Here is a 13,860-nt window from a genome sequence, read left to right on the forward strand (position 1 = left end):
GAATCGAAAGGTCCATGTGCCCACCACGAATCATCGCGAAGCTATCGGCGCTCGACACGTAGCTCGTCATAGGAATTTCTGTGACAGTCTGCTTGCCGGCGTTGATGACATCGGCATCGACCTCATCCTCGTAGGGAAATGGGCCTATTCCCAGCATGCCATTCTCGCTTTGCAGCGTGACTGTCAGACCGGGCGCGATCCAGTTGGCGACGAGTGTCGGAATCCCGATGCCGAGATTGACATAGAACCCGTCATGGATTTCGCCCGCGGCGCGATGCGCCATCTCATCCCGGGTCCATGCCATCAGACAACCTCCAGACGCGCGCGAAGTCGGGTGGTCACACGTTCGATCCGCTTCTTGTAGTTCTGCCCCTCGATGATGCGATCGACGTAGATCCCCGGCGTATGGATATGGTCAGGATCCAATTCGCCCGGCCGCACCATATGCTCGACCTCCGCGATCGTCACGGTGCCCGCAGTCGCCATCATCGGGTTGAAATTGCGCGCGGTCTTCCGATAAACGAGGTTCCCTTCCGGATCGCCCTTCCAGGCCTTTACAATCGAAAGATCCGCGACAAGCCCGGTCTCCATCACATAATCCTCGCCCTTGAAGCGCCGGATTTCCTTGCCTTCCGCCACGATCGTGCCCACCCCGGTCTTGGTGAAGAAAGCGGGAATGCCGGCGCCCCCCGCGCGGATCCGCTCGGCGAGCGTGCCTTGCGGATTGAACTCCAACTCCAGGCGTCCGGCGAGGTAGAGCTGCTCGAATAATTTGTTTTCGCCGACATAGGAGCTGATCATTCTATCGATCTGCCCGCTGGCCAGCAGCAAGCCCAAGCCAAAATCATCGACACCGCAATTATTCGAGATGAAGGTCAACCCACGCACGCCACTGTCCCGGATCGCCTCGATCAGCTTCTCTGGGATTCCACAGAGTCCGAAACCTCCAGCCATCATGGTCATGCCGTCGCGCAATAATCCGCCGAGCGCCGCCGCCGCATCGGGATAACGCTTCTGCCGCATATCACGCGTCCTTCTGAGGTTCGGACGCCGGCTGCCCAGCGGCCGAAGCCAAGGTCATAGCGTCTCGACGAACCAATCGGTCGCCATCCTAGCAGCCTTCTCGACCTTGGACTGATCGGAATATAGCGTCATATGGGATGTATGTGGGATCACATGGAGCTTCTTCCGCACGCTCGGAATTGCATTGAAGGCGCCGATCTCCAGATCCCACAGGGTTAGGTCATCACCCTCCGCCACGATCATCAGCGTTGGCGTGTTGTAGATACGCTTCACAAACGGCCCGACGTCATAGTTCATCAGCAAGTCCACGGACTCGACCGTGCTCTTGTTCTGATACAGCGGCGCTTCCTTCTCCTTGATCGCCATGAAGGTGCGGACGGTTTCTGGGAAGGGCCACGACGAAACCTCGGTGTCTGAGGTTTCCGTCGCATGTGGCATGTAAAGACGTTCGCCGGGTTTCTCGAAGCGCAGCCGACGGTCATCGAGGATCATTGCCCAGAGGCGGCGGAATTCCATGGTTCCATGGGCGCGGCGCATATTCTCGTAGCCATCGATCACCGGGATCTGGCTGACGATCGTCTTCACACGCGGATCGGTGGCGGCCAGGATCAAAGCGTGTCCACCGGAGTAGGAAATACCCCAGACTCCGAGCCGATCCGGATCTACGGACTCGTGTCGTTCGAGAAAAGAAAGCGCATTCTGGTAGTCGCGAATCTGTGCCCACGGGTCGAGGTGTTGCCGATTGTCACCCTCGCTGTCGCCAAGGTTGCGATAGTCGAAAACCATCGCGTTGATTCCGGCTTTCGCGAAGGCTTGTGCATAGGTCGGCATGACAATGCTGCGCACGTAGCACCAGCCACCCGCCAAAACCACAGTCGGCTTGCGACCGCCGCCATCCGCCTTGTACAGCCAGGCGCGACAAGTCGTGCCTTCGGAATTAAATTCTACATCCAGTCTCTCGACCATGTCGCTTTCTCCAGCTTATTCGTCTTCGATTGCATTCGGTAGCCACACGCCTTGGCGCCGAAGTCGCCTCAGCCCGTCTTCACGTAGCAAGCACGTTTCACCGCCTCCACGATATCTTTTGCATTTGGGATCAAAAGCCGCTCGAGGTCAGCGTTGTACGGCATTGGAATGCCGCGCATGCCAACCCTCTCGACCGGCGCATCCAGATCGTCGAAGGCTTCTTCCATGATCATTGCCGCGATTTCCGCGCCAAAACCGTAGGTCTTCCAGGCTTCATGGACGACCACGCAACGGTTCGTTTTCCGCACCGAGGTCAAGATCGTCGCGGTGTCCAATGGACGAATGCTTCGCGGGTCAATCACCTCAGCCTCGATGCCATCACGCGCAAGTTCCCGCGCCGCGCTCAAAGCCGCGTCAACCATCGCCATAGTGGCAACGATGGTCACGTCCTTGCCGGCGCGTTTAACGGCCGCTTTGCCGATCGGTATGATATACGTCTCCTCCGGCACCGGACCCTTGCTGTTCGTATAGAGCATCTTGTGCTCAAGGAAGATCACCGGGTTGTCGTCCCGTATCGCCGCCGCCAGCAGCCCCTTCGCATCATAAGGGTCGGATGGCGCGAGCACGACTAGCCCCGGCACATGCGCGAACCATACTTCCAGAGACTGCGAATGCTGCGCGCCCAGACGAATGCCGCCGCCTTGCGGCCCTCGCACAACTAGCGGAACCGGAACATCGCCCCCCAGCATGAAGCGCAGCTTCGCCGCCTGATTGACGATCCCGTCCATCATATGCGTCACGAAGTCGAAGAACTGCACCTCGACAATCGGCCTCAGCCCCGTGAGTGCCGCACCCACCGCGGCATTGATGAGCACGTTTTCGGAGATCGGCGTATCGCGCACGCGGTTTTCACCGTGAGTCGTCTGCAATTCCTTCGAGCAGCTGAAGAGACCGCCGATCTTCCCGACATCCTCGCCGATCAGAACCACGCGCGGATCACGCGCCAATTCCTGATCCATCGCCTCCCGGATGGCCTCGACATAGAAAAGCTGCCGATCGCCCTTTTCCGGCTCAATCGCCGTCGCGTGCGGCGAGGACACCGCACCGGCCAGAATAGCCTCCGTCGGTTCCCGCGCAGCCGTTGCCACATTGATGGCCGTGACGATCTCGCCGTCCGCCTCCGCCCGCAACGCGGCGAGCCGATCATCCCCAACCTGCCGATCGGAGAGCACGACGCCTAACCGTTCGATTGCATCGCCATTTTCGCGCGCGCCCTGTTCTTCCTCTTCGGGCCGATAGCGCGGCAAATTCGAGCGCATCGAATGATCGCCCCAGCGATAGGTCATCGCCTCGATGAGGCTTGGCCCCTCCCCCGCTCGCGCCCGGGCAACGGCTTTCGCGACAGTCGCTTCCACTGCCAGAACGTCGTTGCCGTCGATCGTTTCGCCCGGAATTCCATAGCCCGCCGCGCGCGAGGATATACGCGGCATCGCGGAAGCCTGCGCGACGCCAAGCGACAAACCGTAGCGATTATTCTCGCAGAGAAAGACCACCGGCAGCCGCCACAATGCCGCGAGATTCAGTGACTCGTGGAACAGCCCCTCATTCGAGGCGCCATCACCGAAGAAGGCGATGCACACCTGGCCCGTCCGCAAAACCTGAGACGCCAAACCGGCACCAACGCCGATACCCAGGCCCGCGCCAACAATGCCATTCGCTCCGAGCACGCCACGATCCAGCGCCGCGATATGCATCGAGCCGCCCAACCCGTGTCCATAACCGGTTTCTCGCCCCAGCAACTCGGCCATCATGCGCGTGGTATCGGCGCCTTTGGCGATGCAGTGACCATGACCGCGATGATGCGTCACGATCGTATCGTGCTCCTCCAGTGCGGCGCAGGCACCGACGGCGATCGCCTCCTGGCCGACGCAAGAATGCGCCGTGCCTTTCACGATACCCTTCTTGAACAATTCGATCGTGCGTTCCTCGAAGAGCCGGATGCGCCAGAGATCGCGATATCGCGTCTCCAGCTCAGCGGTTGCAGGCGGCGTCTGCTCCAGCATGATGACCTCTTGCTTTCGGTCCGTCACCCTCTCAGGTGAACAGGACGCCGCCGTTGACATCGATCGTGGCACCCGTGAGGTAGGCTCCATCGGGCCCGGCCAAAAAGGCGATGGCCGCCGCGATTTCCGCGGGTTCCGCCGCGCGGCGAAGCGGGATCTTGTCCCACTCCGTCTTCTTCATCGACTCGAAGCTCACACCGCGGTTGTCGGCTTCCTCCTGCAACGCCGCGAAATGCATCCGGGTTGCGACATTGCCGGGTGCCACGGAGTTGACACGAATATTGTCGTCCGCGAGTTCGGCGGCCGCGCTTTGAGTCAGCGAGATCAGCCCCGCCTTTGACGCGCAATAGGCGGCGAACAGCCCGTGACCGCTGCGGCCAAACCAGCTCGAGACCGTGACAATCGCGCCCCCCCCAGACTCCTTGAGGGGCGGCACGAAACGCTGGATCATCAGTACATTCGCGCGCAGGTTCACGTTCATCACGCGGTCCCACTCGTTCATGTCGAGCGTCGTGATCGGCCCGACCTCCTGCAACACACCAGCGATCAGTCCGAGAAACTTGAGCGGCTGTCCGATTTCGCGCAGTGCGTTTTCGATCGGATCGAGGTTCTCGGCTTTGGTGATGTCAGCGACGGCGCCGACAACTCGACCTTCTGCCGAAGCATCCACCTCGGCCGCAACCTGATGCACAACATCGGCCGTATCGACGAGAACCAGAGACCAGCCGTCCCGCGCGAAGCGCTCGGCGACCGCGCGCCCGACGCCGCCCGCAGCGCCGGTAAGAATTGCAACCCGCGCGCTCATTGCAGGACCATCCCGCCATCGATGACGAGCACTTGGCCAGTCATATAGTCCGATTGCTCAGACCAGAGAAATTTCACGGTTCCGACCACATCCTTCGGATCGGCTACACGGCCGAGCAGGATTTGGCTGGCGAGCGAACTCATCGCTTCGCCAGGTGCGGCACTTGCGCCCATGGCATAAAGATCCTTGTCGAGTTGTTCCCAAAGTGGCGTCGCCACAACACCCGGCGCGAAGGCATTCACTGTGATGCCTTTCGGCGCCAGCGCGCGAGCAGCCGCTTGCGTCAGGCTAATCACCGCCGCCTTGCTGACCGAATAAGCCGCGAAGTCCGGAAATCCGGTGCGGCCGGCGATCGAGGCGGTATTGATGATCTTGCCTTTGATCCCATCGGCGATCATCGCCTTACCCGCCTCCTGGATGCCGACAAGAACGCCAAGGGAGTTGACTTCCAGTATGGCGCGCCAAGTCTTTTCGGTGATTTCCAGAAACGGTTCCGGCTTGTTGAAGCCGGCATTGTTAATCATGACATTGAGGCTGCCGAAGCGAAGCCTGCAAGCCTCGATTGCCGCCTTGATGGTCGCCCGGTCGGTGACATCGACCTTGACGAAAATCGCCTCAGTGGCACCGGCTTCTGTCAAAGCTCGCGCCGTCGCCTCGCCTGTCGTCGGATCAAGATCCGCGATGACAACGCCGTAGCCATCCGCCACCAAGCCTTCCGCGATCTGTCTTCCGATGCCGCGTGCGGCACCTGTGACGACAGCTCCGCCTTTCGTTTTGGCGCTCATTCGATCCTCCCCCAAAGCCTGTTCATATCCGCACGGGTCCAGCGAGCACGCGCCAACTATTTGCGAATGGCAGACCACTCCGACGCGCGAGCGCGTAGTCGACCAGCAGCATTGCGAGCAAGACCCCGCCAGTCGCGATGCTCTCGACCGAACTCTGCACGCCCTCCAGCGCCACGGCCGCCGCGATGATGCGAACAATAAGCGCGCCGAGCAGCACATTGATGATATTGCCCCGCCCGCCTTCCAGCGAAACTCCGCCAACCACGGCCGCGGTCACGCCGTCGAGCAATAGGCTATCCATGCCGGTGCCCGACGCCGAACCCGACCGAAGCGACGCCAAAATGCCCGCTGTCCCCGCGAGCAAAGCCGAACCGGCGAAAGCCGCCACATAGACCCGCGTTGTGTTGACGCCCGAACCTCTCGCCCGCTCCACGTTTCCGCCAACCGCATACATCGACAATCCCAGCCGGGTGCCGCGCATTGCGAGACCGAGGGCGATGATGATGACAAGACCGATGACACCAAGCAGCGACGTCGGCCCGATGCGCGCGACCAGCCCGTCGGAAACCCAGAACAGATCGTCGGAAAGGATTGCAGGCGCCTGCGGCACCAGAACCAGCGCCAGCCCGCGCAGACCGATCAGCATGCACACCGTCAGAACAAGGGAACTCACGCCGGTTCGGGCGATAATCCAGCCGATCACGCCGCCATAGACACCAGCCGCCGCGAGCGCCGCGACAATACCTAGCAGCAACGAATTTTGACCCGCCAGCAAGGCAATAATGCCGGAAACCGCAGCGACCGATGCCACGGCGATATCGAGCTGCCCCACCACCATGGTCAGCATGAGACCGGCCGCGACAAGTCCGATAAGCCCGACATTTTCGGTGATAGAAGCGAGCGTCGCGGTAGTTGCGAATCCGTCGATCAAGATCGAACCGGCAACCAGCAACACGATACTGAGAATAATGCGGAGCCACAGGCCGCGGTCGATCCGGGCGAGCGCGCTCATCGGCCCCGCCCCTTCATGACCGTCATCGTGAGGAGAACAGCGGCCGCCAGAGCGCCCTTCAGCAGCAGCCGTACACCCGCGTCAAGTCCCAGCAGAAGCATGACGTTCGACAACATAGTGAGGATCAAGGCCCCAACACCAGCTCGCCAAAGCTGTCCCTCGCCGCCCTGGATAGCGATGCCGCCGACCAGGATAGCCGCCACAACGTCGATGGTGAGACCGTCGAACATATTGCTGCTCGCCTGCGACACCTGGCCGACAACCAGGATCGCGACCAGAGCGGAGCCCATCGCCGCCAGAACATAGGCGATGACGACCAGTTTTCGAACCGGGATGCCGATGAGTTCAGCCGCTTTCGGATTGGCACCGGTCAGCACCAGCTGCCGTCCCAATCGCGTGCGCGACAGAAACAGCGTGCCGATCACCAAGAGAACCAGGAAGACGATGGCCTGATTGGGGACACCCCAGCTCGTGCCACCGCCGAGCCACGCGACAGGATTCTGTCGAAGTGTGATCGTGCGGTTGTCCGACAGCAACACCACGCTGCCGTACAATGCCGAACCAAAAGCCAGCGTCGCGACGATTGGGTTGAGACCGCGCGACACGAGATAGCCCTGCACAGCACCAAGCAGGATGGCCGCAACAAGAGTCACCGCTATCGCCGCCGTCAGAGATTGCCCGACCATGAGCATCGCCGTGAAGACATAGGCGAGCGTTACGGCTTGCTGCTCGATCGCGAGGCTCACGAATTTCCCAACGATCGTGATAGCTGCGGCGCCGATGGCCGCGATGCCGGTAATCGCGGAAGCCTGCACGACCGCGATAAGATTCGGCCCGCTCACAAAGCCCGGCACCGATGCCGCCGCGAGCACGAAAATCACGACGATCGGCGCGATAGGGGCGATTGTCTGCATCCAGCCGCCCCAGCGCCCAGACACACCTGGCGTCTCGCCATCCACAACTATCGGGGTGCCCGCGCCTTCAGCCATGTTGGCTGCCATGGGTGATCCAGGTCGCGAGGCCGTCCCGGGTCAGGGAAGCCGTCGGCAGAGTCGTCACGTGCCGGCGATTGTGGAAGATCGCGACACGTTCACCAAAGCCGAGGACCTCATCGAGATCCGTGCTGGCAAAGAGAACGGAAAGACCCTGGTCGGCCAAATCACGGATCAGGCGATAGACCTCGGCGCGTGCACCGACATCGACGCCGCGCGTTGGCTCCTCGACCAGCAGGAGTCGCGGATCGCTCGACAACCATTTGCCGATAGATACCTTCTGCGCATTTCCACCGGAGAGCGCACGCACGGCCCGCCCGCGATAATTGGGCGAGATTGTCATCCGATCTGCAACCCTGTCGATGCCGCGACGAAGACGCTTCGCATTTGCCACGCCCCACAACCCCGATGCCGCCAAGGCTGGTGCGCTGAGGCTTTCCCAAACAGGGCGGTCAGGGAAGAAGCCATCAAGTTGCCGATCTTCGGAGCAATAGGCCACGCCTGCCGCGCAACGCTCGAAGTGATTGCGGGGCGCGTACGGCTTGCCGAATAGCCGCATATCGCCCGAGGCCACCGTTGCCATCCCCGCAGCCGCACGCAGCGGCTCGACGAATCCGCTGCCAATCTGGCCGGAAGTCGCGACAATCTCTCCCGGCCGAATCTCAAGATCGATGGGCCCGTGCAACGCGGACGGCTGGAGCCCGGAAAGAACCAGAGACGACTCAGCCGATGAGATCGCGTTTTCAGCGACCGGCGGATAGAGCTCGTCGAGTTCACGGCCGATCATAGCGTGGATTACGCGGCCGATGCTGGCCTCCGAAGTAGCGAAGCTGTCTGCGAGACGGCCGTTTCGCAGCACAATTCCGTGCTCGCAGATTTCATCCAATTCATTGAGGCGATGGGTGATGTAGAGCACCACCTTGCCTTCCGCCGCGAGCCGCCGGACCGCCTGGTGCACCAAAGCAATGTCGCGATCACCTAGCGCGGCCGTCGGCTCGTCAAGCACCAAAACCTGCGCGTCCTGCGCCAAAAGCCGTGCAATCTCAACGAGTTGCCGCTCCCCGACAGTCAGGCTGCCTGTTGGCCGGTTGGCGTCGACATTATTCAGGCCAAGACGATCGAGATAGCCTCGGCACTCCGCCGCTGCCTTGGCACGGCGCAGCAGGCCGAAACGGGCGGAAAGCATGAAGTTCTCGGCGACCGTCAGATTCGGAAGAACGCTGATCTCCTGTTGGACCACCGCGACACCTGATTTCTTGGCGCGGTCAGGTGTCGTCGTATCGATTGGGCGTCCATCCAGGAAAATCCCGCCGTTGGTGGGAACGACGAGGCCGGACAGGATCTTGACCAGCGTCGATTTACCCGCGCCGTTCTCGCCGAGCAATGCTGTGACCATTCCGCGCTCGGCCGAGAAGCTGACGCTCGAAAGCGCCGCCACGGCACCGTAGCTTTTGGAAAGATCACGTATTTCGAGCATGCACTGCAACCACGCTGCATAATCCCGGAAACAGCGCACATCTTGCCATGCGCTGTTTCTCTCTAAGCCGTCAAAGATGCCTGACGCCGCACAGGAGCCTCAATAGACGCAGTGATCGGCGAAGCTCTGGCCCCAAAGCTTGAAATCGGAGAGAACTGCCGGCGCTCTCGCGGCATCCGTGCCAACAACGACGGGCGGATTGGGGATGATATTCACCTGGCTAGGCGCCTCCGTGAAGTCGGGGCGGGAGTCAGGCGTCGCCGGCGCTATATACTGCCCGGGAACAATCGTATTGCCGTGGGCGAAATACCGCGCGACCACATTCACCGCGAACCAGCCCTCAAGTCCCGCCGCCTGCACGCCCGTCGCGAATTCCTTGGCGGATTTGATCGCTGAGATATCCGCGATACAGGTCGCGCTGACAAGATAGACGTCCTTCCCAGGCTTCAGCCCCGCCTCCTCGAGCGCCTGCACGGCGCCCGTGACCGGGCCATCCGACATGCCATAGACGAAGTTGATACCCTTAGCACGAATGCGCGGAATGAGCTGGCTCATCGCCTTGTATCCGCTCGTATTGTCGAAGCCGGCATATTCGGTCGCGATGACGTTGAAAGGTTTGTCCTTAGTCGCGTCCAGAAAGCCGCGTTCTCGATCATCGCCCGCAGCATAACCAGGGATGAACTTCAGAATAACGATATTGCCGCCAGCGCCGGAAAGCTTACCGCCCGCCGCCACGTAAGCATCGCGTGCCGCCTCGGCATTCTTGCCGGCAACCTGTCCGTTGAAGAAATCGTCGACACCGGCATAGGCTTTGACGAGCTTTTTGGCGGAAGGCTGGACCGCCTGATTGGCCTGAAACACCGGCACGCCAGTACGGCTCAGCCGCCGCAGCGTCGCGAGCCCGGCACGATCATCGGCTGGCCACCAGATATAGGCGGCGGGTTGATGCGGTAGCGAAATCCTCTGCTGGGTCTGCGCATCCTGCTCGGTCTGATCGAAATTATTCTCGATCACCGTGAGCTTGTAATTGTCTTCCTTGGCGCTCTTTTCCGCACCGCGAATCCACTGCGCCAAATAGGCATTGCTGCGGCTGGGCATGAGAACCACGATCTCCTTGCCACTGCCATCCAACTTCGCATACGCAGCATTTGCCGAGCGGCCAAGGCCGATGCCGATGGCCAAGACGCCCAGTGCAGCCAAATATTTTGCTCGTGTCATTGGACCGCTCGTCCCCGTATTTTTTTGAAGGCTAAGCCCGTCACGCCGCTCATGTCAATCGATTGCACAACTCCTCGAAATTGTGCTTAGGTCGATTCGATTCCCGAGTCCGCAAGATCATTTCTGCCACTACAAGTCTGAATTCGAGATTGGCTCATGCTGTAGAAGATGCTTCCGAAACTGGAAACTGAGCAGAGGTGATGCCACCATTTCAGGCAAAGACGATCGTGAGAATGCGGAAGCCGGTAAAGCGCATCAACATGCGCGAACTCGCCGCGAACCTCGGCGTCGATCGCGCCACGATCTCGCGCGCCCTGAGCAGCGACAAGGCGCATCTCGTCTCATCCTCAACACGTGAGAGAATTCGCGCGGCCGCCACCCTCGCCGGCTACCGCCCCGATCTGATGGCCGCCACGCTGCGGCGCGGCCGTTCCAATACGGTCGGCATCATGGTCTCGGACATGATGAATGAGGTGCTTATCCGAGTCGTGCGGGAGATCGTCGCGGATCTCAACCGTGATCATCTCAAGGGACCGGGACTCACGCCGCTGATCGCCGAAACCGGTGACGGTTCCGACGGCGTCGGGCATCTTCTTCGCACATTCCTCAGCCAGCGAGTCGATGCGATCATCTCCTTGACCTCTACCGAGGGCGACGCCGAAGCACTCGAGGAGGCGGCGGCGGAGGTTCCCGTGGTGCTAGCGGTGCGCGGCATCACAGCGATCGATCTTCCCTCCGCCACCTGCGATGATGAAGCGGGCGGGGCGTTGGTGGCGGAGCATTTCGCCACGCATCACCATCGTGTGATCTGTCAGATCCAAGGGCCGCAGACGGTCGCGACCTTCAAAAACCGCGCGGCCGGATTCAGCCGCCTATGCCGGGAAGCCGGCATGCGGGAAATTCCGCAAGGCTTGAGCACCGCGGCTGCGGTATCGTCCGAAGGCCGGCTGGCCGCTGACGCCATCCTCGCATCAAGCACCCGGCCGACCGCGGTCTTCGCGCATAATGACGGACTGGCACTCGGCTTCATCGAAGCGATGCGCAACCATGGCCTCGCCTATCCGGACGACTTCGCCATCGTCGGCTTCAACAACACCGAAATCTCGCGCGTGCTCGCGCGGCCCCTGACGACGGTCGAGTATCCCGTGGCCCAGGTCAGCCGCCACGCGGCGGCGCTGGTGCGCGCTCTGGTCGGCAATAGGGACTTCGCCTGGGAGTCTCAGGTTTTCGCACCGATGCTGATTGATCGCGGCACCGGGCGGAAATGCTGACACCTCTCAAACCTGCGGCATCGCCTCCGGCGCCACGGATTGCACGATCGAGGCATCTAAAGCCTCAAACTCGTTAAGGCCGATGAGCTCGTAAAGCTCAGTGCGGGTCTGCATCGAATCAACCACCTTATGCGTGCCGCCGTCGCGCTTGATCGCCGCATAGAGCTGCGCCTGAGCCTTATTGGCGATCCGCAAACTGCTCACCGGCCAGATCACCATGCGATAGCCCATTTCCTCAAACTCGCTGGCCGTGAAGAATGGCGTGCGACCGAATTCGGTCATATTGGCGAGCAGCGGCACCCCCGGCATCCGCCGCGCGAATTCCTCGAACATCTCGCGTGTAGTCAGCGCCTCCGGGAAGATCGCGTCGGCGCCCGCCGCCATGTAGCGCTGCGCCCGCGCCACCGCACCATCCATGCCTTCGCTCGCCGCGGCATCCGTGCGGGCGATGATCACCAGATGGCGCCGCGCGCGTGCCGCTGCGGCGACCTTGGCCGCCATATCGTCAGCCGTCGCCAACCGTTTGTCGTTCAGATGGCCGCATTTCTTGGGCAACAATTGGTCTTCGAGATGCACGGCACCGGCACCCGCATCTTCGAAGCACCGAACCATGTGCATGACATTCAGCGCCTCGCCATAGCCCGTATCGCCATCGACCAGCAGAGGCAATCCGGTTGAGCGCACAATCTGGCGGATGAAGAAGCCGACCTCATCCACCGTGATGATCCCGAGATCGGGCAAACCCATGGAGGCCGTCATAGCCGCTCCCGACAGGTATAGCGCCTCGAACCCCGCCGCCTTGGCCTGCAGCGCCGCCATGCCGTTATGCGCACCCGGCAAACGCAGAATGCCCGGCCGCCCGAGCAGCTCGCGGAAACGTTTGCCCGCAGGGGTGTCCGGACTCTCCGAACCGACGAGGTAGGTCACTCTGGCCCCCTTTCCGACAGCGGCACAAAGGCGCGTGGCTCCGGCCCGGTATAATTCGCCGAGGGCCGGATGATCTTGCCATCTACCCGCTGCTCCAGCACATGCGCGGCCCAGCCGGTGGTGCGCGCGATCACGAAAAGCGGCGTAAACATCGCGGTTGGCACACCCATGAGATGATAGGACACAGCGCTGTACCAATCGAGATTCGCGAACATGCGCTTGGTGTCCATCATCACCGCCTCGATACGCTCAGCAACGGAGAACATCTTGTGCGAATGCACCTCCTCCGAAAGCGAGAGCGCCACGGATTTGATGATCTCGTTGCGCGGATCGGAGATCGTATAGACGGGATGGCCGAAGCCGATCACCACCTGCTTCTCCGCGACCCTGCGGCGGATATCCGCCTCCGCCTCATCCGGGTTGGCGTAGCGCTTCTGGATTTCGAAGGCGACCTCGTTCGCGCCGCCGTGTTTCGGGCCACGCAAAGCGCCGATCGCGCCGGCAATGGCTGAGTGCAGATCCGCCCCGGTCCCGGCGATGACTCGCGCCGCGAAGGTCGAGGCGTTGAACTCGTGCTCGGCATAGAGGTTGAGCGAAGTATGCATCGCCCGCACCCAGCTATCGCGAGGCGCATGGCCATGCAGCAGGTGGAGGAAATGGCCACCGATGCTGTCATCATCGGTCTCGACCTCGATCCGGCGACCTGCCTGCGCGAAGTGATACCAATAGAGCAGCATCGATCCGAGCGACGCGATGAGCTTGTCCGCGATATCCCGTGCCGCGCTTGGGTTGTGATCCTCCGGCTCCGGCAAGACGCAGCCGAGGACCGAGACGCCGGTGCGCAACACATCCATCGGATGCGCCGCCGCCGGCAAGCTTTCCAGCGCGGAGCGAACCGCGGCTGGCAATCCGCGCATCATGCGCAGCTTCGCCTTGTAGCCGCGCAACTCGCCTTCGGTCGGCAAGCTGCCATGGATCAGCAGATAGGCGATCTCCTCGAACTCGCAGCGCTCCGCGATGTCCAGGATATCGTAGCCCCGGTAGTGCAGATCATGCCCGTTGCGGCCGACCGTGCAGAGCGCGGTATTGCCTGCGGGGACCCCCGACAGCGCGACGGACTTCTTGGCTTTCGGCGCCGGGGCCAGTGTCTCGCTCATCACTTGATCTCCTGTCATGTCCGGCACGCGAAGATGCCGGGCTGGTCGCTCATCGTCAGCCCCGCGGCGGGGAGCGCCACGTTCAGCTCTTCAAGTTCATACGCCTTGAGTTTGGGTAGAAGCTGCACCGCCTGCAGGAACCGCGCCGCCTCATCCGCATCCAG

At 61.6% G+C, this 13,860-nt stretch carries 13 protein-coding genes; 1 reads left to right on the top strand and 12 read right to left on the bottom strand.

What is annotated here, in order from left to right:
- The 10 genes from GSQ83_RS30680 to GSQ83_RS20240 all read right to left on the bottom strand — a co-directional run.
- A partial coding sequence (locus GSQ83_RS30680) for a CoA-transferase (protein WP_305782250.1) occupies positions 1-304 on the bottom strand: 304 nt, incomplete at its 3' end.
- A complete protein-coding gene (locus GSQ83_RS20200; RefSeq protein ID WP_158804661.1) occupies positions 304-1,023 on the bottom strand; it encodes a CoA transferase subunit A in 720 nt (239 codons plus the stop codon). The genes GSQ83_RS30680 and GSQ83_RS20200, both read right to left, overlap by 1 nt.
- 54 nt (positions 1,024-1,077) lie before the next feature.
- Entirely contained in the window at positions 1,078-1,989 is a 912-nt protein-coding gene (locus GSQ83_RS20205; RefSeq protein ID WP_158804662.1) for an alpha/beta hydrolase, read from the bottom strand.
- A 68-nt stretch (positions 1,990-2,057) separates the two neighbouring features.
- Entirely contained in the window at positions 2,058-4,052 is a 1,995-nt protein-coding gene (locus GSQ83_RS20210; RefSeq protein WP_158804663.1) for a pyruvate dehydrogenase complex E1 component subunit beta, read from the bottom strand.
- A gap of 31 nt (positions 4,053-4,083) precedes the next feature.
- The gene (locus GSQ83_RS20215) at positions 4,084-4,857 is read right to left on the bottom strand and encodes an SDR family NAD(P)-dependent oxidoreductase (protein ID WP_158804664.1); all 774 of its coding nucleotides are present in this window, start codon (positions 4,855-4,857) and stop codon (positions 4,084-4,086) included.
- Positions 4,854-5,642 carry a glucose 1-dehydrogenase gene (locus GSQ83_RS20220; protein WP_158804665.1) on the bottom strand — a complete coding sequence of 263 codons (789 nt, stop codon included), beginning with the start codon at positions 5,640-5,642 and terminating at the stop codon, positions 4,854-4,856. Before GSQ83_RS20220 ends, GSQ83_RS20215 begins: the two co-directional genes overlap by 4 nt.
- A 22-nt stretch (positions 5,643-5,664) precedes the next feature.
- A complete protein-coding gene (locus GSQ83_RS20225; RefSeq protein WP_158804666.1) occupies positions 5,665-6,654 on the bottom strand; it encodes an ABC transporter permease in 990 nt (329 codons plus the stop codon).
- Positions 6,651-7,643, bottom strand: a complete 993-nt coding sequence (locus GSQ83_RS20230) for an ABC transporter permease (RefSeq protein WP_158804667.1) — start codon at positions 7,641-7,643, stop codon at positions 6,651-6,653. The genes GSQ83_RS20225 and GSQ83_RS20230 overlap by 4 nt, the downstream gene beginning before the upstream one ends.
- Positions 7,636-9,123: a sugar ABC transporter ATP-binding protein gene (locus GSQ83_RS20235; protein WP_158804668.1), complete on the bottom strand. Its 1,488-nt coding sequence runs from the start codon at positions 9,121-9,123 to the stop codon at positions 7,636-7,638. Before GSQ83_RS20235 ends, GSQ83_RS20230 begins: the two co-directional genes overlap by 8 nt.
- A gap of 99 nt (positions 9,124-9,222) precedes the next feature.
- Complete coding sequence (locus GSQ83_RS20240) at positions 9,223-10,341, bottom strand: sugar ABC transporter substrate-binding protein (protein WP_158804669.1); 1,119 nt, start codon at positions 10,339-10,341, stop codon at positions 9,223-9,225.
- A gap of 233 nt (positions 10,342-10,574) precedes the next feature.
- On the opposite strand from GSQ83_RS20240, the gene GSQ83_RS20245 reads away from it, so the two are divergent.
- Complete coding sequence (locus GSQ83_RS20245; RefSeq protein ID WP_158804670.1) at positions 10,575-11,612, top strand: LacI family DNA-binding transcriptional regulator; 1,038 nt, start codon at positions 10,575-10,577, stop codon at positions 11,610-11,612.
- A 6-nt stretch (positions 11,613-11,618) separates the two neighbouring features.
- On the opposite strand, the gene prpB is transcribed toward GSQ83_RS20245, so the two are convergent.
- Both prpB and prpC read right to left on the bottom strand, forming a co-directional pair.
- Positions 11,619-12,539, bottom strand: a complete 921-nt coding sequence (gene prpB / locus GSQ83_RS20250; RefSeq protein WP_158804671.1) for a methylisocitrate lyase — start codon at positions 12,537-12,539, stop codon at positions 11,619-11,621.
- The gene (gene prpC / locus GSQ83_RS20255; RefSeq protein WP_158804672.1) at positions 12,536-13,696 is read right to left on the bottom strand and encodes a 2-methylcitrate synthase; all 1,161 of its coding nucleotides are present in this window, start codon (positions 13,694-13,696) and stop codon (positions 12,536-12,538) included. Before prpC ends, prpB begins: the two co-directional genes overlap by 4 nt.
- Positions 13,697-13,860: the final 164 nt, after the last annotated feature.

Source organism: Acidisoma sp. L85 (assembly GCF_009765865.1).
Classification (GTDB): domain Bacteria; phylum Pseudomonadota; class Alphaproteobacteria; order Acetobacterales; family Acetobacteraceae; genus Acidisoma.

Excerpts from the sequence above, each read along its gene's own strand:
- GSQ83_RS20200 (WP_158804661.1), bottom strand. The coding sequence starts at position 1,023 with ATGCGGCAGAAGCGTTATCCCGATGCGGCGGCGGCGCTCGGCGGATTA.
- GSQ83_RS20205 (WP_158804662.1), bottom strand. The coding sequence starts at position 1,989 with ATGGTCGAGAGACTGGATGTAGAATTTAATTCCGAAGGCACGACTTGT.
- GSQ83_RS20210 (WP_158804663.1), bottom strand. The coding sequence starts at position 4,052 with ATGCTGGAGCAGACGCCGCCTGCAACCGCTGAGCTGGAGACGCGATAT.
- GSQ83_RS20215 (WP_158804664.1), bottom strand. The coding sequence starts at position 4,857 with ATGAGCGCGCGGGTTGCAATTCTTACCGGCGCTGCGGGCGGCGTCGGG.
- GSQ83_RS20220 (WP_158804665.1), bottom strand. The coding sequence starts at position 5,642 with ATGAGCGCCAAAACGAAAGGCGGAGCTGTCGTCACAGGTGCCGCACGC.
- GSQ83_RS20225 (WP_158804666.1), bottom strand. The coding sequence starts at position 6,654 with ATGAGCGCGCTCGCCCGGATCGACCGCGGCCTGTGGCTCCGCATTATT.
- GSQ83_RS20230 (WP_158804667.1), bottom strand. The coding sequence starts at position 7,643 with ATGGCTGAAGGCGCGGGCACCCCGATAGTTGTGGATGGCGAGACGCCA.
- GSQ83_RS20235 (WP_158804668.1), bottom strand. The coding sequence starts at position 9,123 with ATGCTCGAAATACGTGATCTTTCCAAAAGCTACGGTGCCGTGGCGGCG.
- GSQ83_RS20240 (WP_158804669.1), bottom strand. The coding sequence starts at position 10,341 with ATGACACGAGCAAAATATTTGGCTGCACTGGGCGTCTTGGCCATCGGC.
- GSQ83_RS20245 (WP_158804670.1), top strand. The coding sequence starts at position 10,575 with ATGCGGAAGCCGGTAAAGCGCATCAACATGCGCGAACTCGCCGCGAAC.
- prpC (WP_158804672.1), bottom strand. The coding sequence starts at position 13,696 with ATGAGCGAGACACTGGCCCCGGCGCCGAAAGCCAAGAAGTCCGTCGCG.